General features: G+C 77.2%; 27 protein-coding genes. 15 read left to right on the top strand and 12 right to left on the bottom strand.

Features of this window, described 5'->3' with window-relative positions:
• Positions 1–39: 39 nt before the first annotated feature.
• The gene (locus tag ACI8AR_RS10130) at positions 40–2,244 is read left to right on the top strand and encodes an FUSC family protein (protein WP_457050909.1); all 2,205 of its coding nucleotides are present in this window, start codon (positions 40–42) and stop codon (positions 2,242–2,244) included.
• Here the strand turns inward: ACI8AR_RS10130 and ACI8AR_RS10125 are convergent.
• A complete protein-coding gene (locus tag ACI8AR_RS10125) occupies positions 2,226–3,053 on the bottom strand; it encodes a class I SAM-dependent methyltransferase (RefSeq protein ID WP_457050908.1) in 828 nt (275 codons plus the stop codon). The two genes, ACI8AR_RS10130 and ACI8AR_RS10125, sit on opposite strands and share 19 nt — an antisense overlap.
• A 208-nt stretch (positions 3,054–3,261) precedes the next feature.
• Here ACI8AR_RS10125 and ACI8AR_RS10120 point away from each other — a divergent pair, with 208 nt between their 5' ends.
• Entirely contained in the window at positions 3,262–4,305 is a 1,044-nt protein-coding gene (locus ACI8AR_RS10120; protein ID WP_457050907.1) for a TolB family protein, read from the top strand.
• 464 nt (positions 4,306–4,769) lie between these two features.
• On the opposite strand, the gene ACI8AR_RS10115 is transcribed toward ACI8AR_RS10120, so the two are convergent.
• From ACI8AR_RS10115 to ACI8AR_RS10095, 5 genes are all read right to left on the bottom strand, one after another.
• Positions 4,770–4,967, bottom strand: a complete 198-nt coding sequence (locus ACI8AR_RS10115; RefSeq protein WP_457050906.1) for a DUF6186 family protein — start codon at positions 4,965–4,967, stop codon at positions 4,770–4,772.
• Entirely contained in the window at positions 4,964–5,353 is a 390-nt protein-coding gene (locus ACI8AR_RS10110; RefSeq protein ID WP_457050905.1) for a hypothetical protein, read from the bottom strand. The genes ACI8AR_RS10115 and ACI8AR_RS10110 overlap by 4 nt, the downstream gene beginning before the upstream one ends.
• Before the next feature lie 36 nt (positions 5,354–5,389).
• Positions 5,390–6,001: a circularly permuted type 2 ATP-grasp protein gene (locus ACI8AR_RS10105; RefSeq protein WP_457050904.1), complete on the bottom strand. Its 612-nt coding sequence runs from the start codon at positions 5,999–6,001 to the stop codon at positions 5,390–5,392.
• Between the two features lie 68 nt (positions 6,002–6,069).
• Positions 6,070–6,228, bottom strand: coding sequence for a circularly permuted type 2 ATP-grasp protein (locus tag ACI8AR_RS10100; RefSeq protein ID WP_457050903.1), 159 nt, complete (start codon positions 6,226–6,228; stop codon positions 6,070–6,072).
• Positions 6,229–6,415: 187 nt separating this feature from the next.
• Positions 6,416–6,922, bottom strand: coding sequence for a hypothetical protein (locus tag ACI8AR_RS10095; RefSeq protein WP_457050902.1), 507 nt, complete (start codon positions 6,920–6,922; stop codon positions 6,416–6,418).
• A gap of 276 nt (positions 6,923–7,198) precedes the next feature.
• Here ACI8AR_RS10095 and ACI8AR_RS10090 point away from each other — a divergent pair, with 276 nt between their 5' ends.
• Positions 7,199–7,369: a hypothetical protein gene (locus ACI8AR_RS10090; RefSeq protein ID WP_457050901.1), complete on the top strand. Its 171-nt coding sequence runs from the start codon at positions 7,199–7,201 to the stop codon at positions 7,367–7,369.
• Between the two features lie 562 nt (positions 7,370–7,931).
• Here ACI8AR_RS10090 and ACI8AR_RS10085 read toward each other — a convergent pair.
• Positions 7,932–8,873, bottom strand: coding sequence for a PAS domain S-box protein (locus ACI8AR_RS10085; RefSeq protein WP_457050900.1), 942 nt, complete (start codon positions 8,871–8,873; stop codon positions 7,932–7,934).
• 193 nt (positions 8,874–9,066) lie between these two features.
• On the opposite strand from ACI8AR_RS10085, the gene ACI8AR_RS10080 reads away from it, so the two are divergent.
• The 5 genes from ACI8AR_RS10080 (at position 9,067) to ACI8AR_RS10060 (ending at position 13,222) form a co-directional block, all read left to right on the top strand.
• Positions 9,067–9,468: a nuclear transport factor 2 family protein gene (locus ACI8AR_RS10080; protein WP_457050899.1), complete on the top strand. Its 402-nt coding sequence runs from the start codon at positions 9,067–9,069 to the stop codon at positions 9,466–9,468.
• Between the two features lie 13 nt (positions 9,469–9,481).
• Positions 9,482–10,627: an iron-containing alcohol dehydrogenase gene (locus ACI8AR_RS10075; protein WP_457050898.1), complete on the top strand. Its 1,146-nt coding sequence runs from the start codon at positions 9,482–9,484 to the stop codon at positions 10,625–10,627.
• A 120-nt stretch (positions 10,628–10,747) separates the two neighbouring features.
• Positions 10,748–11,524 carry a hypothetical protein gene (locus ACI8AR_RS10070; protein WP_457050897.1) on the top strand — a complete coding sequence of 259 codons (777 nt, stop codon included), beginning with the start codon at positions 10,748–10,750 and terminating at the stop codon, positions 11,522–11,524.
• A complete protein-coding gene (locus ACI8AR_RS10065; protein WP_457050896.1) occupies positions 11,521–12,462 on the top strand; it encodes an NAD(P)H-binding protein in 942 nt (313 codons plus the stop codon). The genes ACI8AR_RS10070 and ACI8AR_RS10065 overlap by 4 nt, the downstream gene beginning before the upstream one ends.
• A gap of 382 nt (positions 12,463–12,844) precedes the next feature.
• Complete coding sequence (locus ACI8AR_RS10060) at positions 12,845–13,222, top strand: CPBP family intramembrane glutamic endopeptidase (RefSeq protein WP_457050895.1); 378 nt, start codon at positions 12,845–12,847, stop codon at positions 13,220–13,222.
• A gap of 66 nt (positions 13,223–13,288) precedes the next feature.
• Here the strand turns inward: ACI8AR_RS10060 and ACI8AR_RS10055 are convergent, their stop codons facing one another.
• Together ACI8AR_RS10055 and ACI8AR_RS10050 are read right to left on the bottom strand one after the other, a co-directional pair.
• Entirely contained in the window at positions 13,289–13,432 is a 144-nt protein-coding gene (locus ACI8AR_RS10055; protein ID WP_456929094.1) for a hypothetical protein, read from the bottom strand.
• Positions 13,433–13,534: 102 nt separating this feature from the next.
• Positions 13,535–13,849, bottom strand: coding sequence for a hypothetical protein (locus ACI8AR_RS10050; protein ID WP_457050894.1), 315 nt, complete (start codon positions 13,847–13,849; stop codon positions 13,535–13,537).
• Between the two features lie 333 nt (positions 13,850–14,182).
• Here ACI8AR_RS10050 and ACI8AR_RS10045 point away from each other — a divergent pair, with 333 nt between their 5' ends.
• Complete coding sequence (locus ACI8AR_RS10045; protein WP_457050893.1) at positions 14,183–14,980, top strand: hypothetical protein; 798 nt, start codon at positions 14,183–14,185, stop codon at positions 14,978–14,980.
• 46 nt (positions 14,981–15,026) lie between these two features.
• Here ACI8AR_RS10045 and ACI8AR_RS10040 read toward each other — a convergent pair whose 3' ends face one another.
• On the bottom strand, positions 15,027–16,064 hold the full coding sequence (locus tag ACI8AR_RS10040) for an NAD(P)H-dependent flavin oxidoreductase (protein ID WP_457050892.1): 1,038 nt from the start codon (positions 16,062–16,064) through the stop codon (positions 15,027–15,029).
• Positions 16,065–16,220: 156 nt separating this feature from the next.
• Here ACI8AR_RS10040 and ACI8AR_RS10035 point away from each other — a divergent pair, with 156 nt between their 5' ends.
• From ACI8AR_RS10035 to ACI8AR_RS10020, 4 genes are all read left to right on the top strand, one after another.
• Positions 16,221–17,618: an FAD-binding oxidoreductase gene (locus ACI8AR_RS10035; RefSeq protein WP_457050891.1), complete on the top strand. Its 1,398-nt coding sequence runs from the start codon at positions 16,221–16,223 to the stop codon at positions 17,616–17,618.
• A 112-nt stretch (positions 17,619–17,730) separates the two neighbouring features.
• Positions 17,731–18,894 carry an MFS transporter gene (locus ACI8AR_RS10030; protein WP_457050890.1) on the top strand — a complete coding sequence of 388 codons (1,164 nt, stop codon included), beginning with the start codon at positions 17,731–17,733 and terminating at the stop codon, positions 18,892–18,894.
• A 61-nt stretch (positions 18,895–18,955) separates the two neighbouring features.
• Positions 18,956–19,360, top strand: a complete 405-nt coding sequence (locus tag ACI8AR_RS10025; RefSeq protein ID WP_457050889.1) for a hypothetical protein — start codon at positions 18,956–18,958, stop codon at positions 19,358–19,360.
• A 108-nt stretch (positions 19,361–19,468) separates the two neighbouring features.
• Entirely contained in the window at positions 19,469–20,380 is a 912-nt protein-coding gene (locus ACI8AR_RS10020) for an NAD-dependent epimerase/dehydratase family protein (protein ID WP_457050888.1), read from the top strand.
• A 3-nt stretch (positions 20,381–20,383) separates the two neighbouring features.
• Here the strand turns inward: ACI8AR_RS10020 and ACI8AR_RS10015 are convergent, their stop codons facing one another.
• Positions 20,384–21,181: a MerR family transcriptional regulator gene (locus tag ACI8AR_RS10015; protein ID WP_457050887.1), complete on the bottom strand. Its 798-nt coding sequence runs from the start codon at positions 21,179–21,181 to the stop codon at positions 20,384–20,386.
• 78 nt (positions 21,182–21,259) lie between these two features.
• On the opposite strand from ACI8AR_RS10015, the gene ACI8AR_RS10010 reads away from it, so the two are divergent.
• Entirely contained in the window at positions 21,260–21,613 is a 354-nt protein-coding gene (locus tag ACI8AR_RS10010; protein ID WP_457050886.1) for a nuclear transport factor 2 family protein, read from the top strand.
• Positions 21,614–21,630: 17 nt separating this feature from the next.
• On the opposite strand, the gene ACI8AR_RS10005 is transcribed toward ACI8AR_RS10010, so the two are convergent.
• Positions 21,631–22,281: a GntR family transcriptional regulator gene (locus ACI8AR_RS10005; protein ID WP_457050885.1), complete on the bottom strand. Its 651-nt coding sequence runs from the start codon at positions 22,279–22,281 to the stop codon at positions 21,631–21,633.
• 190 nt (positions 22,282–22,471) lie between these two features.
• Between ACI8AR_RS10005 and ACI8AR_RS10000 the strand changes: the two genes are divergently transcribed.
• Positions 22,472–23,215 carry an alpha/beta fold hydrolase gene (locus tag ACI8AR_RS10000; protein WP_457050884.1) on the top strand — a complete coding sequence of 248 codons (744 nt, stop codon included), beginning with the start codon at positions 22,472–22,474 and terminating at the stop codon, positions 23,213–23,215.
• Positions 23,216–23,258 lie beyond the last annotated feature (43 nt).

Genomic DNA, 23,258 nt, shown 5'->3' with positions numbered 1-23,258 from the left:
CACCGGGCGACCGGACCGGTCCCCGGTGTCCGAGAGGACATGACCCCGGGGACCGGCTCCCGGCCGGGCGGAGGAGCAGCCGCCCGGGCGCTGACCCGGCTGCGGCGACGCGACCCGTCGCTGGCCGCCGTCCGGCGGGCCGGCCGGGTGACCGTCGCCTCCTGCGCCGCGTTCTACTCCTGCCGGTACCTGCTCGACGCCCCGGTCGCCGCCGTCTACGGGGTCTTCGCCGCGGTCGCGCTCGGCAGCCTCTCCGAGGTCACGGGACGGCCGGCGGAGCGCACCCGGGTCCACGCCGGCAGCCTCGTGGCCGGCGCCGTGCTGGTCACCCTCGGCACCCTGCTCGCGGTCACCACCTGGACGGCGGTCCTCGGCATGCTGGCGGTGGGGTTCCTCGTCGCCTTCGCCGGCGTCGGCGGGCCGCGGGTGGCCGGCGTGGTCAGCGGGCTGCAGCTGTTCTACGTGCTGCCGTGCTTCCCGCCGTACGCGCCCGGCACGCTCGGCCAGCGCCTGCTCGGGATCGGGCTGGGCATCGCGCTCCTCGCCGTCGCCGACCGGGTGCTGTGGCCGGCCCCGGCGCCGGCGGACCCCGCCGCCCGCCTGGCCGGCGCCGCGGGGCGGGTGGCCGCGTACGCGCGGGTGCTCGCCCGCGAGCTGCGGGGCGGCGGCGGGGCGGGGTCGTCCGCGCCGCGGGCCGCCGCGGCGGACGCCGCGGCCGCCCTGCGGCTGAGCGCGCTGCCGGTCGCGGAACGGCCGCTCGGGCCCGGAGTGCGCGACCGGTGCCTGGTGCGGGCCGCGGCGGCGCTCCGCGTGGTCGCCGGCCGCCTGGGCGCGCTCGCGGACGCGTGGCCCGCCGGCGGACGGCGGGCGCACCCCGCCACCGCGCACCTGGTGGCGGCCGTCGGGGACGCCGTGGCCGCGGCGGGGGCGGCCCTGCGCGGCGCCGGACCGCCGCCGTCGACCGGCCCCCTCGAGGCCGCGCTCGCCGCCCTCCGCACGTGGCGCAGGCAGCAGCTGCCGGCGGTCGCCGTCGACCCGCCGGCGCTGCGGGCCGGCGTGGGCGCCGTCGCCGTCGCGGAGGCCGCCCGGAGCCTGGTGCTGACCGTCCGCGGCGCGGTCGGTGCCCCCGTCGCCGATCCGGGCGACGTCCCCGGCGACCTCTGGTTCCTCACCGCCCCCCGGGGCCGGCTGTGGTGGCAGCGGCTGCGCACGCACCTGACCCCGCGGTCGGTGTACCTGCAGAACGCGGTGCGGCTGGCGCTCGGCCTCGCCGCGGCCCGCGCCGTCGCCGGGGTCCTCGACCTCGCGCACGGCTTCTGGGTGCTGCTGGCGACGTTGAGCCTCATGCGGACCAGCGCGGTCGCCGACCGCTCGGTGCTGGCCCGCGCGGTGGCCGGCACCGCCGTGGGCGCGGTAGTCAGCGGGGTGGCGCTGTTCCTCGTCGGCGGGGACACGGCGGTCTACGCGTGGGCGCTGCCGGTCCTGATGGGGGTCTGCCTGGCGGCCGGCCCGCTGTTCGGGGTGGCGGCGGGGCAGGCCGGGTTCACCGTCGTCGTCGCCCTGCTGTTCGCCCAGGTCGGGCCGGCGGACTGGCGCATCGCCGCGGTCCGCTTCGAGGACGTCCTCGTCGGCGGGCTCGTCGGCATCCTCATCGGCACCGCGGTGTGGCCCCGCGGGGGGCGGGGGGAGCTCGTCCGGGCCGCCGGGGAGTGCCTGCGGGCGGGTGCGGCGGAGGTCGTGACCGTCGTCGGCCAGCTGACCGGGGCGGGGCCGGCGCCCCCGACCGCGCTCGGCCGGCTGTCCGGGCTGCTCGACCACACCTACGCGCAGTACCGGTCCGAACCGGCCCGGCCGGGAGCCCGGGTGGACTGGCTGGCCGTGCTCGGCGTGGTGCACCGCCTCGACCACTACGCCCGGACCCTGCGGTCCCGGTACCCCGCGGCCGCGGCACCGCCCTGGCCGCGGCCCACCGCGCAGCTGCGGACCGCGGCCGCGGACGTCGCCGCCGGCTACCGGGGAGCGGCGGCCGCCCTCGGCGCCGGCCGGGTGCCCTCGGCCCGGCCGACCGTGCGGGTGGACCCGGTGCCCCCGGAGGAGCTCGCCGCGGCCCCGGACGACGCGCTGCGCCTGCTCGACACCTGGGGCTGGCTGTTGACGACGGCGGACGACCTGGCCGGCGTCGGCCGCGCCCTCACGCCCGCCGCCCCGGCCGCGGCGGCGCCCCGTCAGCGCTCGAAGCGGTAGTGCAGGACGACCGTCCCCCGGCGGGACCAGGCCGTGCTGTGCGCCGCGAGCCGGTGGTACAGCCGCAGCAACGGCGGGAACAGGGCGACCTCGGGCTCCCGGCTGAGCAGGATCTCCCGGACCAGGTGCAGGCGCGGGGCCCAGCGTTCGAGCTCGTGCGGGTCGTCGAGGCCGGGGAACCGGAGGAGCCCGGAGACCGCCCTCGTGCCGGGCACGAGCCGGGTCGCCCGCAGGGCGAAGCGGGAGTAGCTGTTGAAGGCGATCTCCCCGGAGGGGAAGTGGCCGGTCAGCCGGTCGAGCAGGGCGGTCACCTCCTCCCGGTCGAGGAACCCGACCAGGCCGTCGGCGACGACCACCGCCGGCCGGCCGGACGGGACGGCGTCCAGCCAGTGCCCGTCCCGCACGTCCGCGGCGATCGTGCGGGTCCGCGCGCGAGCGGGCACCACGGCGTCCCGGGCGGCGACGACGGCGGGCAGGTCGACGTCGGACCAGGCCACGGTGGGCGGTGGGGCGATCCGCGCCCACCGGGTGTCCAGCCCGGCGCCCAGGTCGAGCCCGACGGCGTCCGGGTGGCGGTGCACGAAGTCGAGCGCGATCTCGTCCAGGCGCTTGGCGCGCAGCGCGCAGCTGGTGACCAGGTTGGCGTCGACCCGGCTCCCGGTGGCGCCCGGGCCGAGTTCCCGGACGATCTCGTCCGCCAGGGTGTCCCCGAGGACCGGGCGCGGCGAGCGGGAGTCCGCCGCCCGGGCGCGGAGCGTCACGAGGAGGCTCTCCTCCAGCGGCGTGAAGGCCGGGAGGGTGGTGACCATCGGATCGGCTCCTCGGGACGTCGTGCCCGCCGGTGGTCCACGGCCTGGGGCACGTGCACCGGCATCCCCGCTCCGCGCGTCCCAGCCAAGCCCTTCGGTAGTGCGCCGCTCCAGGGCACTTCGGCCCCGGGCACGCCCGGGGCCGAGCCCTCGGACCACCGGGAGCGCGGGCCTGTTCCGGCGGAGGTGCCGGTGGGAGCATCGCTGCGTGCCCGAACGGCGCGCCCGGTGCGCTGTCGCGCTCGTCGTGCTGGTCGCCGCGGCCGCGTGCGGGTCGGCCGACGAGGCCGCAGGAGGCGCGTCGCCGACCGGCGCGCCGCCGAGTGTGGGCCGGGACGCGCCGTGGATCGTGTTCCAGGGCGTCGAGCTCGGCCTCACGCTCGCGCGCCCCGGCGGATCCGGCGTGCACACCATCCTCGACGGGGAGACGCTGCACCCCGACTGGTCGCCCGACGGCGCCGAGATCGCCTACGTCGACGCCGAGGACGGCCCCGGCCAGGTCTGGGTGACCGACGTCGCGGGCGAGCAGCCCCGGCCGCTGCTGGAGTCCTCCCCGGCCGGCCTCGAGGACCTCTACTGGGAGAACCCGGCGTGGTCCCGCGACGGTGCGCGCATCGCGATGGTCGGCTACGACGGCGACCCGAACGAGACAGCACCCGCCCGGTCCGTCCTCGCGATCGTCGACGTCGCCACCGGCGAGCTCACCGTCGCCGGCGAACTCGTGCTCGCCGACGGCCGGCTGCACAGCTTCCCCCGCTGGTCGCCCGACGGCGATGCGCTGGTCATGAACGTCGACCACTTCACCGGCGAGGTCTGGGACGGTTCCACCGTCGCGGTGAGCCGTTCCGGCGACGGCGGCTGGAGTCCGCCGGCGGCCATCACCGAGGTCGGCCCGTTCGGGCGGGTCGACTGGCACCCCGACGAGGACCTCATCGTGTTCGGCGACCACGACATCGGCGGCGAGCAGGACACCGACGAGCCGACGAACCTGTTCACCATCCGGCCGGACGGCACCGAGCGGCGCCCGGTCACGGACTTCGGTCCCGGCGAGGAGCGGGCTTCCCAGCCGACCTGGACGGCCGACGGCCGCATCCTCTTCACCTACGTGACCGGGGACGGCGACCTCGACCGGGCCGTCGCGCGGATCGACGCCGACGGGTCGGATCTGGAGGTCCTCCTCGAGCCCGAGCTCGTCGGCCCGGGGAACCGGCCGCACCCGCGCCTCCGCCCGGTCCCGGTCGGGGCGGAGTGAGCGCCGCCGGGCGCACCGGCGTCCGCGCGAGGCCGCTGGTCCGTCGGCTGCCCGCTACCGGGCCAGGCGCAGCGGCGGTGCGGCGGGGGCGGGGCCGTCGGCCGCTGCCGATCCTCCAGGGAGGAGGACGAGCGCGGGGCGGGACGCGGTCGCCCGGGGGCACCCGAGCCGGGCCCGGAGGGAGGCGTTCGGGTAGCCGGAGGGCAGCCGGTGGCACCGCTCGGGGGAGGGCGGTGGCGCCGGGGGAGTGCCGGGGTGCTGTGCCAGGTGGACGTAGCGGATGCCGTCCGCGGGGTCGTAGGTCCTCACCTCGTCCTCACCTCCTCCCGGATCCCGCCGACGCGGTGCCCCGGGGTGTGCGGTGGTGACACCTGCGGTGTGCTCCGGACAGGCACAGTGTCGTCCGGGGGTGTGACAGGACCGGACGTCGCTGCAACGGCTGCCCGGCCGCCCGGACGGCGCGGTCAGCGCGCCAGGAAGTGCACGCCGAGCCAGGCCCACGCCAGCAGCACCGTCAGCCGGCCGGGGGTGGTCCGCATCGCCGCACCGAGCGCCTGCGCCAGGGGAGCCGGGGAGCCCCTCCGGCGGGCGGAGACCTCCAGGGACAGGCCGGCGGCCAGGAGCAGCACGACCGCCGTGACGGATCCCGCGGTGCCGGTCACGACCGCTCCGGAGGGACCGCGGGCCGGGTCAGCAGCCAGGCACCGGCCGCCAGCCAGCCCAGGGTCGCCGCCGCCCGGGCGGCCGGGTGCGCGAGCAGCGGGTCGGCGAGGTCGCTCAGGGCCGGCAGGTCGCCGTCGAGGAGGGCGGCCGCCTCCCACGCCAGGGCCGCGGCCAGCCAGGCGAGCCAGGGCAGGGCCCGGCGGCCGACCTGCGGGGCGGCCGCGCCGGCGCGCGCGGCCAGCCCGGCCGCCGTCGCCAGGAGGCCGGTGCCGCCGACGGCCAGCAGCGCGCCGGTGGACAGCTCCCCGGACACGGGAACGGCGGCGGTGCACCCGGCGGCCACGACCACGGCCGTGACCCGGCGGGTGCGGGAGGGGGAGCCCACCGGTGCATGCTCGCCCATCCCGGCGCCGGGCAGCGCTCAGCCGACCACCCAGGTGTCCTTGGTGCCGCCGCCCTGCGAGGCGTTGACCACCAGCTCGCCCTCGGTCAGGGACACCCGGGTGAGGCCGCCCGGGAGCACGGTCGTCTCGTCGCCGGCGCAGAAGGCGTACGGCCGGTAGTCCACGTGCCGCGGCACGAGCGCGCCGTCGACGACCGTGGGGTGGGTCGACAGCGCCACCGGCTCCTGGGCGATCCACTCCCCGGGGTCGGCCAGGACGGCGGCGCGGGCGCGCTCGAGCCGGCCGGCGTCCGCGCGCGGGCCGATGACCACGCCCCAGCCGCCCGAGCCCGAGCGCGGCTTGAGCACCAGCTCGGGCAGCCGGTGCAGCGCCTCGCGGCACCGCGCCGGGTCGCCGAGGTCGTAGGCGGGCTGCGAGCGCAGCCGCGGCTCCTCGCCCAGGAAGAAGCGGACCAGGTCCTCGACGTAGGGGAAGGTGCGCTTGTCGTCGGCGACGCCGGGGCCGAACGCGTTGACCACCGCCACCGTGCCGGCGCGCAGCGGGCCCAGCAGCAGCTCGCCCAGCTCGTTGGGCCGGCCGTCGTCGCCGGTCAGCCGCTCCTCGCTAGTGCGCCGCCACAGCACGTCCACCCGGCGCCCGTCAGGTCGGGCCCGGCCATGCCGATCCAGCGCCGCGGCGGCGGCAGGCCCGGGGCCAGTTACCGGTTGGTGTCGAGCACCGCGGCCGGGACGACGCCGGCCCGCACCGCCTCGCGCGGGCCGCGGGCATCGGCGACGAGGGCCTCCAGCGCACGCAGCCGCTGGGTGAGGCCCGCGGCCACCTCCTCCCACTCGGACCGCTCGAGGACGCGCGGCACCGGGTCGACGGTGATCGGGTGCGCCTCGCCGGCGGGCCGTGCTCCATGCCGAGCCCGGCGGCCGCGCGGGCCACGTCGGCGGCCAGCGGGCCCGGGCCGTACGCGCGGACGGCGGCCAGCGCCGGTGCCGCGTGCGGCCGGTCGGAGCCGTCGGGCAGCAGCGCCTCGTCCGGGCCGCCCTCCGGGCTCACGCGGCCGCCGCCGGGCGGTGCGCGGCCGCGCGCTCGGCGGCCGTGAGGGCGGCGCGGGCCACCCACCGGCCCTGCTCCGGGTCGGTGACGTCGAAGCCGAAGGGCGCGTTGGCCTCCAGCGCGAGCAGCCGGCCGTCCGGCTCCACGAGCACGTCCACGCCCATCAGCCCGCCGCCGAGCGCGGCGACCATCCGCGAGGCCAGCTGCGCCATGTCCGGCGGCGCCTCGTACACCCTCGGGTACACCGTCCCGTGGGTGACGAGGGCGCCCTCCTCCCGCGACTTCTCGTAGACCAGGGAGGTGGGCGTGGCGAAGTCGCGCGCGCACGCCGGCTCGGCGATCCACTCCTGCAGCAGCGACGTGCCGCGCCGGGGCCCGCCGGCCGCCTCGTGCTCCCGCCAGCCCGCCTCGACCCGGCGGGCGGCGTCGAGGTCGCCGACCAGCTCGATGTAGCGGGCGCCGTCGCCCAGGGAGGGCTTGAGCACCATCTGCCGCCCGGGCACTCCCGGACCCGAGCGAGGTCCCACACGGCCGGCTGCGGCACGCCGGCGGCCGCCCACGCGGCGTGGGTCACCAGCTTGTCGGCGGAGGCGACCAGCGAGGTGACGGGGTCGAGCAGCGGCACGCCGGCCGCCTCGACCGACGTGGCCGGGGCGAACGTCGGCGCGTACGCGACCACCTCCTCGACCAGCACGTGCGCGATCGCCAGGTCGTAGCGCCCCGCCGGCGGGCCACTGACCGGCCAGCCGGCCGCCAGCCGGACGGCGATGGTCGACCGGTTGGACCGTCACCGATGGCCTGACGCGGACCTCACGGCCCTGACCCACCTCGCCGGTCGGGCGGCCCACGACGAGCTGCCCGACCTCGGCGCCCGGCTGCGGCAGGCGCACGGGTACCTCGCTGCCGGCCGCCTGGCGGCGGGCAGCGCGGACGACGTCCTCCCGGTGTGACGCGACGCCGGCCGATCGCGGGTCCGCGACGGTCGGTGGTGCCGTCCGGGGCGAGCGGGCGCCCTCGGGGCAGCGGGACGCCGGGCCCCGGGTCAGCCCGGCCGGGGTGGGTCGCGAGGGTCGGGGAGCCGAGCAGCTCGCAGGCGAGGCACCGGGCACCGGCGAGGACGGCCTCCCAGGGCAGGTGCAGCCGCTCGAGCTGCTGCGGGGGGAACGCGTCGCACAACGAGGCGCCGTCCCCGTCGACCAGGTGGAGGCGATCGTCCGGGAGCTCCGCCCGGATCGCCCGGGCCACCGGGAAGAGGGAGGGGTGGGGCCAGACGGCCGCGGCGACCTGCCGGTCGAGGAGGGCCGGGCTCGGGGTGGGGGTCAGCATCGCGCCATCCAGTCGACATCTGAACGACGTCGCCGTGGACCGGAGCGACCGGGCTCCGCCGGGGACCGGGGCGGAGGGCCACTGAGCGGCCGTCTCCGAGGCTAGCCACCCTCCCGGCGTCGTGCCACGCGACCGGCAGATGGCCGGGGGACGGGTCGGCGGACCGCCGGCGTCAGGGGGCCGGTGTCAGGGGGACAGCCCGAGCGTGACGACCGCGGCCGCGACGTCCTGCAGGGACGCGTTGTGGTCGCGGGCGTGCTTGCGCAGGACCGAGAACGCCTCCTCGACGGAGATCCTGCGCCGTTCCGCGAGCATGCCCTTGGCCTGCTCGATGACGACCCGGGAGGTCAGGGCGGTCTCCAGCTGCTCGTTGAGCTCGGCCAGCCGCTCCTGCGCCTGCCGCCGCTCGGTGACGTCCCGGATGTTGCAGATCCGGGCCCGGACCGCGGGGTCGTCGAGCAGGTCGGTCACGACCATCTCGACGTGCCGCCAGGAGCCGTCGGGGCAGCGGAGCCGGCACTCCAGCGTGCGGGACTCCTCGTCCCGCTCCCGGGCGGGCGGCCGCACGGCGGCCGGCCGGTCGTCGGGGTGCACGAGGTCCCACAGGTGCATCCCGAGGACGCGGTCCTGGGGCCAGTCGAACAGCCGGGTGAAGGCCGGGCTGGCGTACGAGACGGCACCGCTGCGGGACAGGACGAGGACCGCGTCGGACGAGCGGGCCAGCAGCGGGCGCAGGGCGTTGCCCACGTCCGTGGACACCCCCACGATCCCGACGAGGCGGCCGTCGTCGTCCCGCACGCCGACGTCGGTGACGAGCGCGGAGAGGGTCGAGCCGTCCTTGCGGACGGCAGTGAAGCCGCCGGACCAGGGCCTGCCCTCGCGCAGGGACCGCATGATCTCCTGGCCCTGTTCCTGCCCGGACTCGGGAACCGTCACCTCCGCGATGTCGCGGCCCAGGATCTCCCGGGCGGTCCAGCCGTACAGCTGCTCGGCCGCGGGGTTCCAGTGGACGATGCGGCCGTCGAGGTCGGTGGCGATGACCGCGTGACCCAGGGCGCGCAGCAGGCGGTCGGCATCCGCCCAGTCGGTCGTCACCGCAGCGGAGGCGGAGTCCTCGTCGCGGGCCACACACCACCACCCGATCGGATCGGCGGGCCGGCTCTCCCGCCCGGGAGAATCGTGCTGCAGCCGTCCGTTCCCGGCAAACCGCCGATCCGTTCCGCGCGGCACCGCCGGCCGGCGCGGTGGCCGACTGGCTCGACCTGCACGGTCCCCGGCAGGCTCGGGGACCACGGTCCGCTGACACGCCGAGGAGGCCCCCGTGATCGACGACGTCGTCGCCCGCTGGCACCGCTACACGGAGGACCACGCGCCGGGCGCCCTCGACGAACTCCTCGCCGACGACGTCGTCTTCTGGTCGCCGGTGGTGTTCACGCCGCAGGAGGGGAAGGCGATCACCACCCGCTACCTGGAGGCGGCGGCCGACGCGCTGGCCGGCGAGGGCCCCGACGGCGCCTTCCGGTACACGAAGGAGGTCGTCGCGGGCGACACCGCGGTCCTCGAGTTCGAGACCACCGTGGGGGGCCGGTACGTCAACGGGGTGGACATCGTGCGCTGCGACGAGGCCGGGCGGATCGTCGAGTTCCGCGTGATGATCCGCCCGCTGCAGGCGATCCAGGCCGTCCACGAGCAGATGGGCCGGCGCCTGGCCGCGGGCTCGTGACGGACGCCGGCCGGTGAGCGGCTTCGACCTCGCCCTCCCGCGGCGGGTGCTGTTCGGCCCCGGGCGCGCGGGCGACCTCGCGGACGTGCTGCCCACCCTGGGACGGCGGGTGCTGCTCTGCACCGGGCGGGACCCCGCGCGCCACCGGTCGCTGCTCGGCGGGTTCGACCCGGTCACCGTCGTGCCGGTCCCGCACGAGCCGACGGTCGACGCGGTGCGCGCGGCGGCCCGGGCGGCGCGGGACGCCGGCGTCGACGTCGTCGTCGCGATCGGCGGCGGGAGCGTGCTGGACACCGGCAAGGCCGTCGCCGCCCTGCTCGGCAACGGCACCGACCCGCTGGACCACCTGGAGGTCGTCGGCCGCGGGGTGCCCGTCGGGCGGCCGGCCCTGCCCTGCGTCGCCGTCCCGACGACCGCGGGCACCGGCGCCGAGGTGACCGCCAACGCGGTGCTGGCCTCCCCGGAGCACGGCGTCAAGGCGAGCATCCGCAGCCCGCACCTGCTGCCGGCCGTCGCCCTGGTCGACCCGCTGCTGACGCTGACCTGCCCGCCGGAGGTCACCGCCGCCAGCGGGCTCGACGCGCTCACCCAGTGCCTGGAGCCCTACGTCGCGCCGCAGGCCACCCCGGTGACCGACGCCGTCGCGGCCGCCGGGCTGCGGCGCGGTGCGCGGGCGCTGCGGACCGCCTACGAGGACGGCGGGGACCGGGCGGCCCGCGAGGAGATGGCGCTGTGCAGCCTGTTCGGCGGCATCGCGCTGGCCAACGCCAAGCTGGGGGCGGTGCACGGCGTCGCCGGCGTCGTCGGCGGCCTGGTCTCCGCGCCGCACGGCGCGGTGTGCGCCGCCCTGCTGGCACCGGTGGTCGAGGCGAACGTTAGGGCACTGCGGGAGCGCGCGCCGGCGTCGCCCGCGGTGGGCCGCTACGCGGAGGTCGCCCGGCTGCTGACCGGGCGGGACGACGCGACCGTCGAGGACGCGGTGGCCTGGCTGCGCGGGACGGTGGCCGCGCTCGGCGTCCCGCCCCTCGGGGCGCTCGGCCTCCGCCCCGCCGACCACGCCGAGGTCGCCGCGAAGGCCGCGCGCTCCAGCAGCATGCGCGGCAACCCCGTGGTGCTCACCGACGACGAGATCGGCACGGTGCTGCGCGCGGCGTCGTGACACACCGCCCCGGCCCGGATCGTCCGCCCCGGATGAGGTGGCGGCGGGCCGGCCGCGCTGGGGTCGGCACCTCGTCACGGATCCGCACACGTCACGGATCCGCACCCCGGAGGAGCGCGGATGTCCCTCCCCAGCACGGACGTCGGCCGGACGGGCCGCGCGGCGGCGCGGCGCCGTGGCCCCGTCGTCCGGATCGAGCTGCCCCCGCGCCCGCCCCACCGGACCCCCGCGAGGGCCGCGGCCGACCTGCTCCCGCAGGTCCTGGCGGTGCTCGGTGACCTGCCCCGGTTCGTCGTCACCCCGCTGCTGCGCCCCTGGCACCGCAGGTGGGGGGCCACCGCGGAGGAGGTCGCCGCGCCGATGCCCGGCGACGACCTGCTGCCCCGTGCCCGGTACCGGTGCACCCGGGCCGTCACCGTCGCCGCGCCACCCGAGGCGGTGTGGCCCTGGCTGGTCCAGGTCGGCTACCGCCGCGGCGGCTGGTACGCCGACGACCTGCTCGACAACCTCGGGTGGCCGAGTGCCCGGGAGGTCCGCCCGGAGCTGCAGGACCTCCACGTGGGCCAGCACCTGGCCTGGGGGCCCCGCGCCTCGGAGCGGTCGTCGTTCCGGGTCGAGGGCTTCCAGGCCCCGGAGTGGCTGCTGTGGCGGTCGCCCAACCGGACGTGGGCGTGGCGGCTGGTCCCGCTGGCCGGCGGCCGGACCCGGCTGGTCAGCCGGATGCACGTCGTGTACGAGTGGTCGCGCCCCGGGTGGGTGCTGGGCACGGTGCTGCTGTGCGAGGTCGCCGACTACCCGATGATGCGGCGGATGCTGCTCGGGATCCGGGACCGGGCCGAGACCGTCCGGCGGGACGGGTCGCACCGACCGCCCGCGCGGGTCACCCTGGACCGGTGAAGGTACTGGTCACCGGTGCGTCGGGGTTCGTGGGCGGCCGGCTGGCCACCGCGCTGGAACGGGAGGGCCACGACGTCCGGGCCATGACCCGCCGGCCCGAGCGGTACGAGGGCGCCGGCAGCCCGGTCGCCGGGGACGTCGGCGACGAGGCGTCGCTCGAGGCGGCGCTCGGGGGGTGCGAGGTCGCCTACTACCTCGTGCACTCCCTGGGCGACCCCGACTTCGAGCGCAAGGACGCCGAGGCGGCACGCGCCTTCGCCCGCGCCGCCGCCGCGGCGGGCGTCGGCCGCATCGTCTACCTCGGGGGTCTGGGCCGGGACGCCGACCGGCTGTCGCGGCACCTGCGCAGCCGGCGCGAGGTCGAGCGGCTGCTGGGCGGCACCGGCGTGCCGGTCACCGTGCTGCGCGCGGGCATCGTCGTCGGCCACGGCGGGGTGTCCTGGGAGATGACCCGCCAGCTCGTGGCCCACCTGCCCGCCATGGTCACCCCCCGGTGGGTCAGCACGCGGACCCAGCCGATCGCGGTCGCCGACGTCGTCCGGTACCTGGTCGGCGTCCTCGACGCGCCGGAGGCGGAGGGCCGGGTGTTCGAGGTCGGGGGCCCGGAGGTGCTCACCTACCTGCAGATGCTCACCCGCGTCGCCGACGTCCAGAACCGGCACCTGTTCGTCGTCCCCGTGCCGCTGCTCAGCCCGCAGCTGTCCTCGCGCTGGCTGGCCCTCGTCACCGACGTCGACGTCGCCACCGGCCGGTCGCTCATCGACTCGATGAGCAACGAGGTGGTCGTCACCGACGACGCCATCCGCTCGGTCGTCCCCTTCGAGCCGATGGACTACGACCACATGGTGCTCACCGCCCTGGTCGAGCGGGCGCGCGAACGCCGGCGACGGGTCGGGGAGCGGCGCGGCGGATGGCTGAGCCGCGGAGCCCGGCGGTGACGCGCCGCCGGGCCGTCCGGGCCCTGGAGGCCGGGATGCGGCGGGTGGCCGGGCCGCTGCTGCGGCAGGTGCCGCGGGACCACTGGGAGACCGACGCCGCGTTCCGGCGCCGCCGGCGGGTCACCGGCGCCGTCGCGGTGGCCGGCGCGTCGCTGCTGGGGGTGTCGCTGTCCACGCCCCCGGGCTCCCCGCGGTTCTACGGGCTGACCCTCGGGGTCGCGGGCACCTGGGTGGCCGGGGGGCTGGCGTCCGGGCCGCTGCACCTGGGCCGCATGTTCGGGCCGGGGGACCGGCTGCAGCGGCCGCTGCTCACGCCGGTCGTCTCGGGGTCGGCGCCTTCGGCGCGTTCTACGCCGCGGCGCTGGTCGCCCGGCGGATCCCGGTGCTGGAGCGGGCGATCGGCTCGGTGCTCCGCTACGCCGACCAGGGGTCGGCCCCGCTCGTGGCCACCACCACGCTGGCCAACGGCGTGGCGGAGGAGGTGTTCTTCCGCGGCGCGCTCTACGCGGCGGCCGGCGCCGAGCGCCCGGTGCTGGTCTCGACGGCGGTCTACGGCCTGGCCACCGTGGCCACCCGCAACCCGGCGCTCGTGCTGGCCAGCCTGCCGATGGGGCTGCTGTTCGGGATCCAGCGCAGGATCACCGGGGGGATCCAGGCGCCGGTGCTCACGCACGTGGTGTGGTCCAGCCTGATGCTGCGCTGTCTCCCGCCGCTGTTCGCCGACCGCCTCGCGGCGGAGGAGCGGCCGTCGGCGGCCTGACGGTGACCGCCCGGGACGCCGCGTGCCGGACGGGCCGGGACGCGGGTGCACCGCGGGCGGGGCCGGTCAGCTCTTGGTCCTCCGCGGGTGCATGAGCCGCTCCATCTGGGCGGCGGCCCGCTGCTTCTCCTTGCGCTCGCTGCGCTTGGCCTTCACGGCCTTGCCCGACTTCTTCGTGGAGTGGTCGTCGTGGGGCGACTTGTCGGCCATCGGAGTGCTCCCTCGTCGACGGCGGGACGACTCTCTCTACCGCCGGTCGCCCGGCCGCGCCAGGGAGTCCGGCGCGTCCGCTCGAGTCGTTCCCGTCAGGGCTCAGCGCGGCCAGCGCACCTCGATGCGGGTGACGGAGACCTCGACCCACGTCCCGGTGGGGCGCGTGGACAGCGCCTCCCGGGCCGCCTGCTCGAGCACGTGGCGGGCCGCCTCGGCGGCCCGGGCGGTGACGGCCGCCGCGACCGCGAACGCCGAGGCGGTGACGAGCGACCCGGCGGTCGTGCCGCGGGTCAGCGCCGGGAGCAGGGACCGCACCGCGGCCGGCAGCGGGCCCCGCGGTGCACGGCGACGGGGCACGCGGCTGCCGTCCGCCCGGTAGATCTCGCTCGGCTCGATCGGCTGCTGGCCGTCCACGGCGTCCCCTCTCCTCACCGACGCCCGATCCTCCCACCGGGCGCTCCCCGCGACGAGCTGTCCCGTGCGGGGAGCGGACGCCACGACCACGGGGCGGTGCGCTGACCCTGCGGCGCTGCCGGGATCTCGCGGGGACGAGAGAGGTCCCGAACGCGGAGCGGGTCCCTACGCTGGTGTCGTGGGCAACATCGGCAAGGAAGTCCGCCGCATCGAGGTCCTGCCCGTGCCCGAGCCGCCCCTCGAACCGGCCGCACCGGAGCGACCCGAGCCGCCCCGGACCCCGTCGCCCGTGAAGTAGCGGCGGTGGATCCCTACGGTGGCTTCGAGCCACGTGTGGGACAGATCAGAGCGCTGCGCACCTTCCGGATCGGTCCGGACGGTGCCCTCTACCCGCTGTTCTCCGACGAGCCGTGGCACGACGGTGCCAACCAGGCGCGCTGCCTGAGCAGGGACCGCCCGCCGCACCCCAGCCCGGCCCCGGACTGCACGTGCGGCTTCTACGCCTTCGGCGCGGAGCAGTGGACCGGTGACCAGCCGCGCAGCCGCCACGTCCTCGCCGTGGTCGCCTGCTGGGGTCACGTCATCGCGGGGACCCGTGGTGTGCGGGCCGAGTACTGCCGGATCGAGGCCCTGTGGCTGTCGGGTGCCGTGCCCGGGGACCTCACCGAGCGGGTCCGGCGGAAGCACCCCTCCGTGGCGGTCTACGAGAACCGGTCCCGGATGGTCGCGGAGCACCCGCCCACCGAGCTGGACTGCTACGAGCGGCCGGGCCGGGGGAGTGGCCGCCCCGCCGGACGGCTGTGGTGGTCGGCGGCGATCGCGGCAGCCGTGCTGGGTGTCCTCCCGGCGGACTGGCTCGGGGGAGCCGACAGCGCCGCACTCCTGACGGTCGTCCTGGGCGCGGCCTTCGGGGTGGGTGCGCTGCCCCTCGCCCGGCACGGCGTCGACGTCGACGGGTCCGGCCGGCACCTGCTGTGCCTGGCGACCTCGATGTGGCTCTTCGCCTCCTTCCTGGGTCCCCTCGGCGCGGTGTTCGTGCGGCTGCCCCTGCTGCAGGCGGCGTCGATCGTCGGGCTGCAGCACGTGTGCCTGCTCGTCGAGGGCCGCCGCATACCGGCGCAGATCCCCTGACCGCACGACCGCCGGCCGGGTCGGCGCCGCGCCGTCGCGCCGCCCGTCACGCCTGCTGGTCGGCGGGCTCGCGCGCGGCGGGAGGCTCCGGGGTCCGCGGCCGCGGCGCCGGCCCGGCCGTGACCGCCCGTCCCGCCGTCCGCAGGGCCTCCTCGGCCTCGGCGACGAGGCGGGCGACCAGCTCCCGGGCCGGGACGACGTCGTGGACGAGCTGTACCGACTGCCCGGCGAACGGGAGCAGGTCGTGGCCGCCGCCGGCCCGCACGCGGGCGCGCAGCTCGTGTCCCACGCGCTCGGGGTCGACCGTCTCCGGCGCCCGCTGCAGGCGGGAGACCAGCTCGGTCCGCAGCGCCCGCGGCGCGTACGGCTCCCCGATCTGCGGGAGGGTGAACCGGGGCATCACCCGCTCGCTGTGCGGGACCTTGACCGCGTCGGTGGCGTCCGCGGCCACGATCCGGTCCTTCCACTCCTGGTCGACGCCCATCTCGGGGGTGGCGAGGAAGCGGGTACCCAGGCTCGCGCCCTGCGCGCCGAGCGCGAGCGCGGCGGCCAGGCCCCGGCCGTCGGCGATGCCGCCCGCGGCGACCACCGGCACGTCCCCGGCCAGGTCGACGACGGTCGGCACGAGGACCAGGGTGCTGACCCAGCCGGCGTTGCCGCCGGCCTCCGTGCCCTGGGCGACCAGCACGTCGGCACCGGCCTCCAGCGCGGCCTCCGCGGCCCGCACGTCGCCGACCGCCTGGATCCAGCGGATCCCCGCGTCGTGCGCGCGGGCGACGAGCTCGGCGGGGACGCCCATGTGGAAGCTGATCGCCGCGGGCGCGAACTCGAGCGTGGCCGCGAAGGCCTCCGGGTCGAACGGCCGCCCGGTGTGGTTGACCGCGAAGGGGCGGTCGGTGCCCTCCCGCACCCGCTGCCACTGTGCACGCAGCTCCGACGGCCGGCGCAGCGCCGTGCCGAGGCTGCCGAGGGCGCCGGCCCGGCAGGCCTCCACCGCCAGCGCCGTCTCGTCCCAGGGGCCGAACGGCGCGACCACCACCGGCACGGAGACGTCGAGCAGGTCGCACAACCGGGTCCGCAGCATCGCGAGCTCCAGGACGAGGGCGGGACACGGAGTGTGGCCCCCGGCGGTCGACGGGGCCAGGGTGCCGTGCGCGCCGCGGGCCGAGGTGTCCCGGGTGCCCGGCAGAGGGGAACCTTGGTCCCTGTCGCGCGCCCCCGACGTCCCGACACTGGTCCCATGACCACCACAGCGGCTGCGGTCAGCGCCACGGCCGTCGCCGGACTCCGCACCGCGCTGCACGGCGAGGTCGTCACCGCCGCAGACGTCGGGTACGACGAGCACCGCAAGCTCTGGAACGGGTCGATCGACGGACGTCCCGCCGTCATCGCCCGGTGCACGGGCGCGGACGACGTGCGGGCCGCCATCCGGTTCGGCCGCGAGCAGCAGCTGCCGATCGCCGTCCGCAGCGGGGGGCACAGCTTCCCGGGGCTGTCCACCTGCGACGGCGGCCTGGTGATCGACCTCCGGCGGATGAACGGCGTCCGGGTGGACCCGTCCTCACGCGTGGCGGCCGTGCAGGCCGGGGTGCTGCTGGGGGCGCTGGACGAGCGGACCCAGGAACACGGGCTGGTCGTGCCGGCCGGCATCGTCTCCCACACCGGCCTGGCCGGGCTGACCCTCGGGGGTGGCATCGGCTGGGTCATGCGCCGCTACGGCCTCACCGTCGACTCCCTGCTGTCGGCGGACCTGGTGACCGCCGACGGCGAGGTCGTCCGGGCCGGCGAGGACGAGAACGCCGAGCTCTTCTGGGGGCTGCGCGGCGGCGGCGGCAACTTCGGGGTGGTCACCGACTTCCGCTTCCGCCTGCACCCCCTGGGGCCGCAGGTGGTGGCCGGGGCGACCTTCTGGTCCATGGACGACGCGGAGCGGGTCCTGCGCTCCTACCGCGACTGGGCGGCCGAGGGTCCCGACGAGCTGATGACGATCGTCGTCCAGCGGCTCGCCCCGCCCCTGCCCGTGGTCCCGCCGGAGCTGGTCGGCCGGCCGGTGGTGGCGGTGGCCGCCTGCTACGCCGGCGACGTCGACGAGGGGCAGCGGGTCCTGGCGCCGATGCGCGGCTTCGGGTCGCCGGTGCTGGACGTCGTCGCGCCCAAGCCGTTCGTGGCGCACCAGCAGATGTTCGACCCCTCGTTCCGGCCCGGCTGCTGGTACTCCGTCCGCTCCTGCGACGTCGCGGCGCTGAGCGACGACGTGATCGACGTCGTCGTCGAGCACGGCCGCCGGATCACGTCGCCGCTGAGCAGCGTGGCCCTGTGGCAGATGGGCGGGGCGGTCGCCCGGGTCCCGGACGACGCCACCGCCTTCAACGGCCGGGCCGCCGGCTTCACCTTCAACATCAACGGCAACACGGCGGGTCCGGACGGGTTCGAGGAGCAACGCCAGTGGGCGCGTGACTACTGGACGGCCCTGGCCCCGTTCCACACCGGCGTCTACGTCAACTTCCTCATGGAGGAGGGGCAGGCCCGCGTGCGGCAGGCCTACGGGGAGGCCAAGCTCCGGCGACTGACCGCGCTGAAGCGGGCGTACGACCCGACGAACGTCTTCCGGCGCAACCAGAACATCGACCCGGGATGACGTGGCGCCCTGACCGGTGACGCCCCGGCCGATAGCCCCGCCTGGACGCCGACGAGCGTGGACGGTGATCAGGCGACGGCCGTCGGCGAGGCGCCTCGTATCCTCCGCCGGCATGCGGACCCTGGTGGCGGTCGACTCGGTCCGGAGCTGGGTGATGGTCGCCGCGGCGTTCGCGGCGATGTTCGCCTCGTTCGGGATCGCCTACTCCTTCGGCGCGTTCCTCGAGCCGATGGCGGAGGAGTTCGGTGCCGGTCGCGGCGCCACGTCGGTCTTCTTCGCCCTCACCTCGCTCACGTACTTCGGCCTGGGCGCCCTCAGCGGCGTCGCGGTGGACCGCTACGGCCCCCGGCGGGTGCTGCTCGTGGGTGGGATCGCGCTCGGCGCCGGGCTGGCGGCGACCTCGCGAGCCGGTGAGCTGTGGATCGGACTGGTGACCTACGGCCTGGGGGTCGGGATCGGGGTGGCCTGCGCCTACGTCCCGATGGTGGCCGTCGTCGGCGGGTGGTTCGAGCGGCGCCGGACGCTCGCGATCGGGGTGGCGGTCACCGGGATCGGCCTGGGCACCCTCACCGTCGCTCCGGTGGCCGCCGCGCTGATCGACGAGCTGGGGTGGCGGCGGACCCACCTCGTGCTCGGGGCGGTCGGCGCGGCGGTGCTCCTGGTCTGCGCCGCGGTCGTCGCCCGCCCTCCGGTACAGGCCGGGCCGGCGGCGCTGACGCTGGCGGAGGCGGTGCGGAACCGCGACTACCGGCGGCTGTACCTGGCGTCGGGCCTCCTGTCCGTCGCGCTGTTCGTCCCGTTCGTGCACCTGCCCGGCTCCGCCGAACAGGGCGGGGCCGACCCGGTGGCGGCCGCGGCGCTGGTCGGGGTGATCGGTGCCGCGAGCACCGCCGGCCGGCTGGTGCTCGGGGCGGTCGCCGCGCGGACCGGTGCGTTGCGCGCGTTCCGGTGGTGCTTCCTGACGATGGGCGCGAGCTTCGCGCTGTGGGGCCTCGCGGGCGGGTACGGCGTGCTCGTCGCCTTCGCCGTCGTGCTGGGGATCGGCTACGGCGGCTTCGTCGCCCTCGGGCCCGCGGTGGTCGCCGAGCGGTTCGGCACCACCCGCCTGGGTGGGCTCCTCGGGGTGCTCTACACGAGCGCCGGGATCGGGTCCGCCGTGGGAGCGCCGCTCGCCGGGGCGGCCGTCGACGCCTCCGGGTCCTACGCGCCGGCCATCGCCGGGTGCCTCGTCCTCGGGACCGCCGCCTGGCTGACCACGCTCAGCGTGGCTCGCTGACGAGCACCGCGGCGCGCCGTCCGTGCCCGCCCGGGGCGGGAGGGCCCTACCGTCCGGGCGCATGGCCCGGCGGTCGGCGCTCGTGACGGTTGCCTCGGCCCAGCTGGTCGCCCAGCTGGCCGGGCACGTGGTCGCCCTGCGGCGGCGGCGGCACTTCGACGTGCCGTTCCTGACGGGCAGTCCCGACCACCTCGTCCGGGACTGGCTCTGGTTCGGCACGGCCTACAGCGCTCCTCCCTACCTGGTCGGACCCCAGGTCTGGGCCGTCGCCCGGCTGGCAGGAGGGCCGGACCACCGCGCCCGCCGGGTGCTCCGGTGGCTCGGCACCGGGCTGACGCTGGGCTACCTGAGCGAGCGGTGCAGCCGCGTCCGGGTGAGCCCGGACGGCGTCGACCGGGTCGAGACACCGATCGTCGTCACCGGGTGGGGCTGCGCGGCGGCGATGGCCGTCCTCGCCCGCCGGTGACCGTCCCCGGGGCCACGGCGTCAGCCGTGGCCCCACTCCAGCCCGCGACGCCGCGACGACGCGCCGTGCGACGAGCGCCGCCGCCGGCTCGCTGTCAGGGTGGGCGACATGGCCAGCGTCCCTCCCGTCGTCGTGGTGACCGGTGCGAACGGTCTGGTGGGCGCCGCGGTGTGCCGGGCGCTGGTCGAGCGGTCGGCGCAGGTGCGCGCCGTGGTCCGCCGCGCAGGCAGCGCGCCCGCGCTCGACGGCGTCACCGAGCACGTCGGCGACTTCGCCGACGAGTCCCTCGCCCGCGCGGTGACCCGGGGCGCCGACGCGGTCGTCACGACGGTCCACCCGATGGGCTCGCCGCGGGAGGTCCAGCACCGGGTGGGCGTCGAGGGCACGGCGGTCGTCGCCCGGGCCGCCCGCGACTCCGGCGTCGCCCGGCTGGTGCACGTCTCCACGGCCGGGGTCTACGACCGCTCGGCCGGGGTCGGGGACGTCGCCGAGGACGGTCCCCTCCTGCCCGAGGGCAGCGGTGACTACCCCGACACCAAGAACGCCGCCGACGCCGCGCTGGCGCGGGTCGGCGGGCTCACGACGGTGCTGGTCCGCCCGCCGGCGATCACCGGCGCCGGCGAGACCTCGGTCTGGAACACGCTGCGACCGCAGGCGATCCGCGACGGCGGTGCACCCCGGGCCAACCCGTCGCAGACCTGGCCCTGGGTGCACGTCGAGGACCTGGCGGCCTTCGTCGCGGACGTCGCCACGGGTGCCGTCGCGACGTCCGAGGACCCGGAGCGGGGCCCCGTGGCCGGCGGCACGACCCCGGTGATCGTCGCGGGCGAGCCCGCGACGTGGCGGGACTACCTCGGCACGGTGACCGACGCGCTGGGCGTCGCCCCCGAGTGGACCGACGAGCCGGTGTGGACCGGGCAGCTGCGCACCGACCGCGCCCGGCGGTGGGGCTGGGTGCCCCGGGTCGGCCTCGCGCAGGCCCTGGACGAGCTGCGGCGGGGCCTGGCGCCGCACGCCTGACCCTCAGCGCGGGGCGACGCGGAAGACCGGCCAGCCGATCTCGGTCCGCCAGGCCGACGGGTCGGGGGTGTCGCGCGGGCCGGCCAGGTAGGTCTCCCGCACCGGTCCGGCCACCGCGAGCGCGTTGGCCACCACCCAGGCGCCCAGCTCGCCGTAGGTGACGTCGATGTCGTGGTGCTCGCCGACGTGGGTGGCGACGGCCAGCTCGACGGCCGGCAGGGTCACCGGGTGCACGCGGCCGCTGCGCGGGGGCCGCGCCGTCGGCCGGTACACGAGCACGTGCCCGCGGCCGGCCTCGAACAGCGCGTTGTCGTAGAGCCCGCCCGGCGGCCCGGCCGGTTCGCCGACCACCGCGTCCAGCTCGGCCACGGCGCCCGAGTACCAGCCGAGGACGTCGGCGTGGTCGACGTCGTCCTCGACCGCGGCCACCGTCGCCGCCGGGACCGCCCGCAGCTCGACCTCGAGCGGTGGCGGCTCCGGCCGCAGCAGCCGGCGCAGGGAGGCCACCGCGGCGCGGGTGCGGTCCAGCTCCGCCTCGAGCCGGCGCAGGTGGTCGGTGACGAGGCCGGCGCGGGCGCGGGGGTCGGGGGAGCGCAGGATGCGCTGGACGTCGGGCAGGGGCACGTCGAGCTCGCGCAGCCGGTGGATGACCTGGGCGGTCGGGATCTGGTCGGCGCTGTAGTAGCGGTAGCCGGTCGCCTCGTCCACGGTCGCCGGCTCCAGCAGGCCCGCGTCGTGGTAGCGGCGGAGGGTGCGCACGCTGAGGTGGGTCAGCCGGGAGAACTCACCGATGGCCAGCACCGGAGCACTGTGGACCCTCCCCCCGGGGGAGGGTCCAGCCGTTGACCCTCCCGCCCCGGGAGGACGCACCGTCGCGGCATGGCCACACCGACCAGCACCCGGCCCGACCAGCTCCCGGCCCCGATCCGCGCGTACCTCGCCGCGCACGCGGCCCGCGATGCGGACGCCGCGCTGCGCGCCTTCACCCCGACCGCGGTGGTCGTCGACGACGGCACGACCTACCGCGGGACCGACGAGATCCGCGGCTTCCTGACGCGGGCCGGCGCCCAGTTCGGGTACACCACCACGCTCGTCGCCACGGAGCGCACCGACGACGCGCACTGGGTCGCCGTCCACCGCCTGGAGGGCGACTTCCCCGGCGGCGTCGTCGACCTCCGCTTCCGCTTCGCGATGGACGGCGACCTCGTCGCGGAGCTGGTCATCGCCCCGTGACGACCGCCGTCCGGCGGTCACGCCCCGGCGCTCGGCAGGCTGTGCCAGGTGTCGTAGGCGACGGCGGCCGCCCCCTCGCCGTCCCCGGCGGCGCAGAGCCGGATCAGCTCGTCGTGCCGGGTGACCGAGGCCCGGCCGCGGAGGGAGCCGAACCGCAACCGCTCCGCACGGCGCACCGTGGGCGTGAACTGCTCCAGGACGGTCGCGAGCGCCCGGTTGCCGGAGATGCGCACCAGCACGCCGTGCAGCTCGTCGTCGATCCGGAGGGCGGCCTCGACGTCGCCGGAGTCGACGGCGGCGGCGAACCGGCGGTTGGACTCGCGCAGGGCGGCGAGGTCCGCCTCGGTGAGGACGGGGACGGCCTCGCGGACCGCGAGCCCGTGCATCGCCGCCACGACGTCGCGGGCGTCCCGGACCGCGCGGACGTCGAGCGGGCTCACGACCGTCGACCGGCCCGGCCGGGCCAGCACCAGCCCGCTGTGCGCGAGGCGCAGCAGTGCCTCGCGGACCGGCGTCCGGCTGACGCCGAGCCAGGCGGCGAGCTCCAGGTCCCGCAGCTGCTCGCCGGGAGCGAAGGTGCCGTCGACGATCGCGTCGCGCAGGCGGCGGTAGACGTCGTCCCGCAGCAGGCTGCGGTCGACGCCGGGGTCGGTCGGGGGGATCGGCACGGGCGGACTCCCTGGCGAGCCGGCGCACCGGCGGGGAACGAGACGGAACGAGGAAGCGCGGAAAGGAGCCTTTCCGGCCTCCGACGATGAATGCAATATATCGCATACCGGGTGCGTCGACGGGGGCGCACACCGGGTGTGCGACCGGAGGGGCGACGACGGAGCGCCCGCTGACCGAGAGGGAGCAGCCATGACCAGCAGCACGCTCGAGACCCGCGCCGTCACGCCCACGGTGGTGCTCGTCCACGGGGCCTTCGCCGACTCGTCGAGCTGGAACGGCGTGATCGCCGAGCTCCGGCGGGACGGCTATCCGGTGATCGGGGTGGCCAACCCGCTCCGCTCGCTGCACGGGGACGCCGCACTCCTGCGCGACGTCCTGGAGGGCGTGGACGGGCCGATCGTCCTCGCCGGCCACTCCTACGGCGGCAGCGTGATGAGCGAGGCGGCCGATGGGCACCCGCGGGTGAGGGCGCTGGTGTTCGTCGCCAGCTTCCTGCTCGACGAGGGCGAGAGCACCGGCGACCTGGCCGGGAGGTTCCCGGGCAACGAGCTCGGGACGGCGCTGCGCCCGGTGCCCGTCCGCGGTCCCGACGGGCAGACCGCCGACGACCTCTACATCGAGCAGGACGAGTTCCCCGCGGTCTTCGCCGCGGACGTGCCGGCGGACGTCGCCGGGCTGATGGCCGTCACGCAGCGGCCGATCATCGGGGACGCCCTGGCGGACAAGGCGACGAAGGCGGCCTGGAGGACCATCCCGTCCTGGACCCTCGTCACGCGCCAGGACCTGGCCGTCCCGGCCGAGGCCCAGCGGTTCATGGCCGAGCGGGCGGCGTCGCACACCGTCGAGGTGGACGCCTCCCACGCCGTGACCGTCTCCCGGCCCGACGTCGTCGCGCGGCTGATCGACGAGGCCGCCCGCGCGACTGCCGCCTGATCCCAGGTCGACCGTCGCCGGGCCCGTTCCGCCGTCCGGTCGG

The sequence above is a fragment of the Geodermatophilus sp. SYSU D01036 genome, assembly GCF_054050435.1.
Note: the sequence above shows the minus strand (reverse complement) of the source record. Positions and strands in the feature narration are given on the sequence as shown.

Coding starts and splice junctions, on each gene's coding strand:
- ACI8AR_RS10130 (WP_457050909.1), top strand. CDS start 40: ATGACCCCGGGGACCGGCTCCCGGCCGGGCGGAGGAGCAGCCGCCCGG.
- ACI8AR_RS10125 (WP_457050908.1), bottom strand. CDS start 3,053: ATGGTCACCACCCTCCCGGCCTTCACGCCGCTGGAGGAGAGCCTCCTC.
- ACI8AR_RS10070 (WP_457050897.1), top strand. CDS start 10,748: ATGTCCCTCCCCAGCACGGACGTCGGCCGGACGGGCCGCGCGGCGGCG.
- ACI8AR_RS10055 (WP_456929094.1), bottom strand. CDS start 13,432: ATGGCCGACAAGTCGCCCCACGACGACCACTCCACGAAGAAGTCGGGC.
- ACI8AR_RS10040 (WP_457050892.1), bottom strand. CDS start 16,064: ATGCTGCGGACCCGGTTGTGCGACCTGCTCGACGTCTCCGTGCCGGTG.
- ACI8AR_RS10035 (WP_457050891.1), top strand. CDS start 16,221: ATGACCACCACAGCGGCTGCGGTCAGCGCCACGGCCGTCGCCGGACTC.
- ACI8AR_RS10030 (WP_457050890.1), top strand. CDS start 17,731: ATGCGGACCCTGGTGGCGGTCGACTCGGTCCGGAGCTGGGTGATGGTC.
- ACI8AR_RS10025 (WP_457050889.1), top strand. CDS start 18,956: ATGGCCCGGCGGTCGGCGCTCGTGACGGTTGCCTCGGCCCAGCTGGTC.
- ACI8AR_RS10020 (WP_457050888.1), top strand. CDS start 19,469: ATGGCCAGCGTCCCTCCCGTCGTCGTGGTGACCGGTGCGAACGGTCTG.
- ACI8AR_RS10010 (WP_457050886.1), top strand. CDS start 21,260: ATGGCCACACCGACCAGCACCCGGCCCGACCAGCTCCCGGCCCCGATC.
- ACI8AR_RS10000 (WP_457050884.1), top strand. CDS start 22,472: ATGACCAGCAGCACGCTCGAGACCCGCGCCGTCACGCCCACGGTGGTG.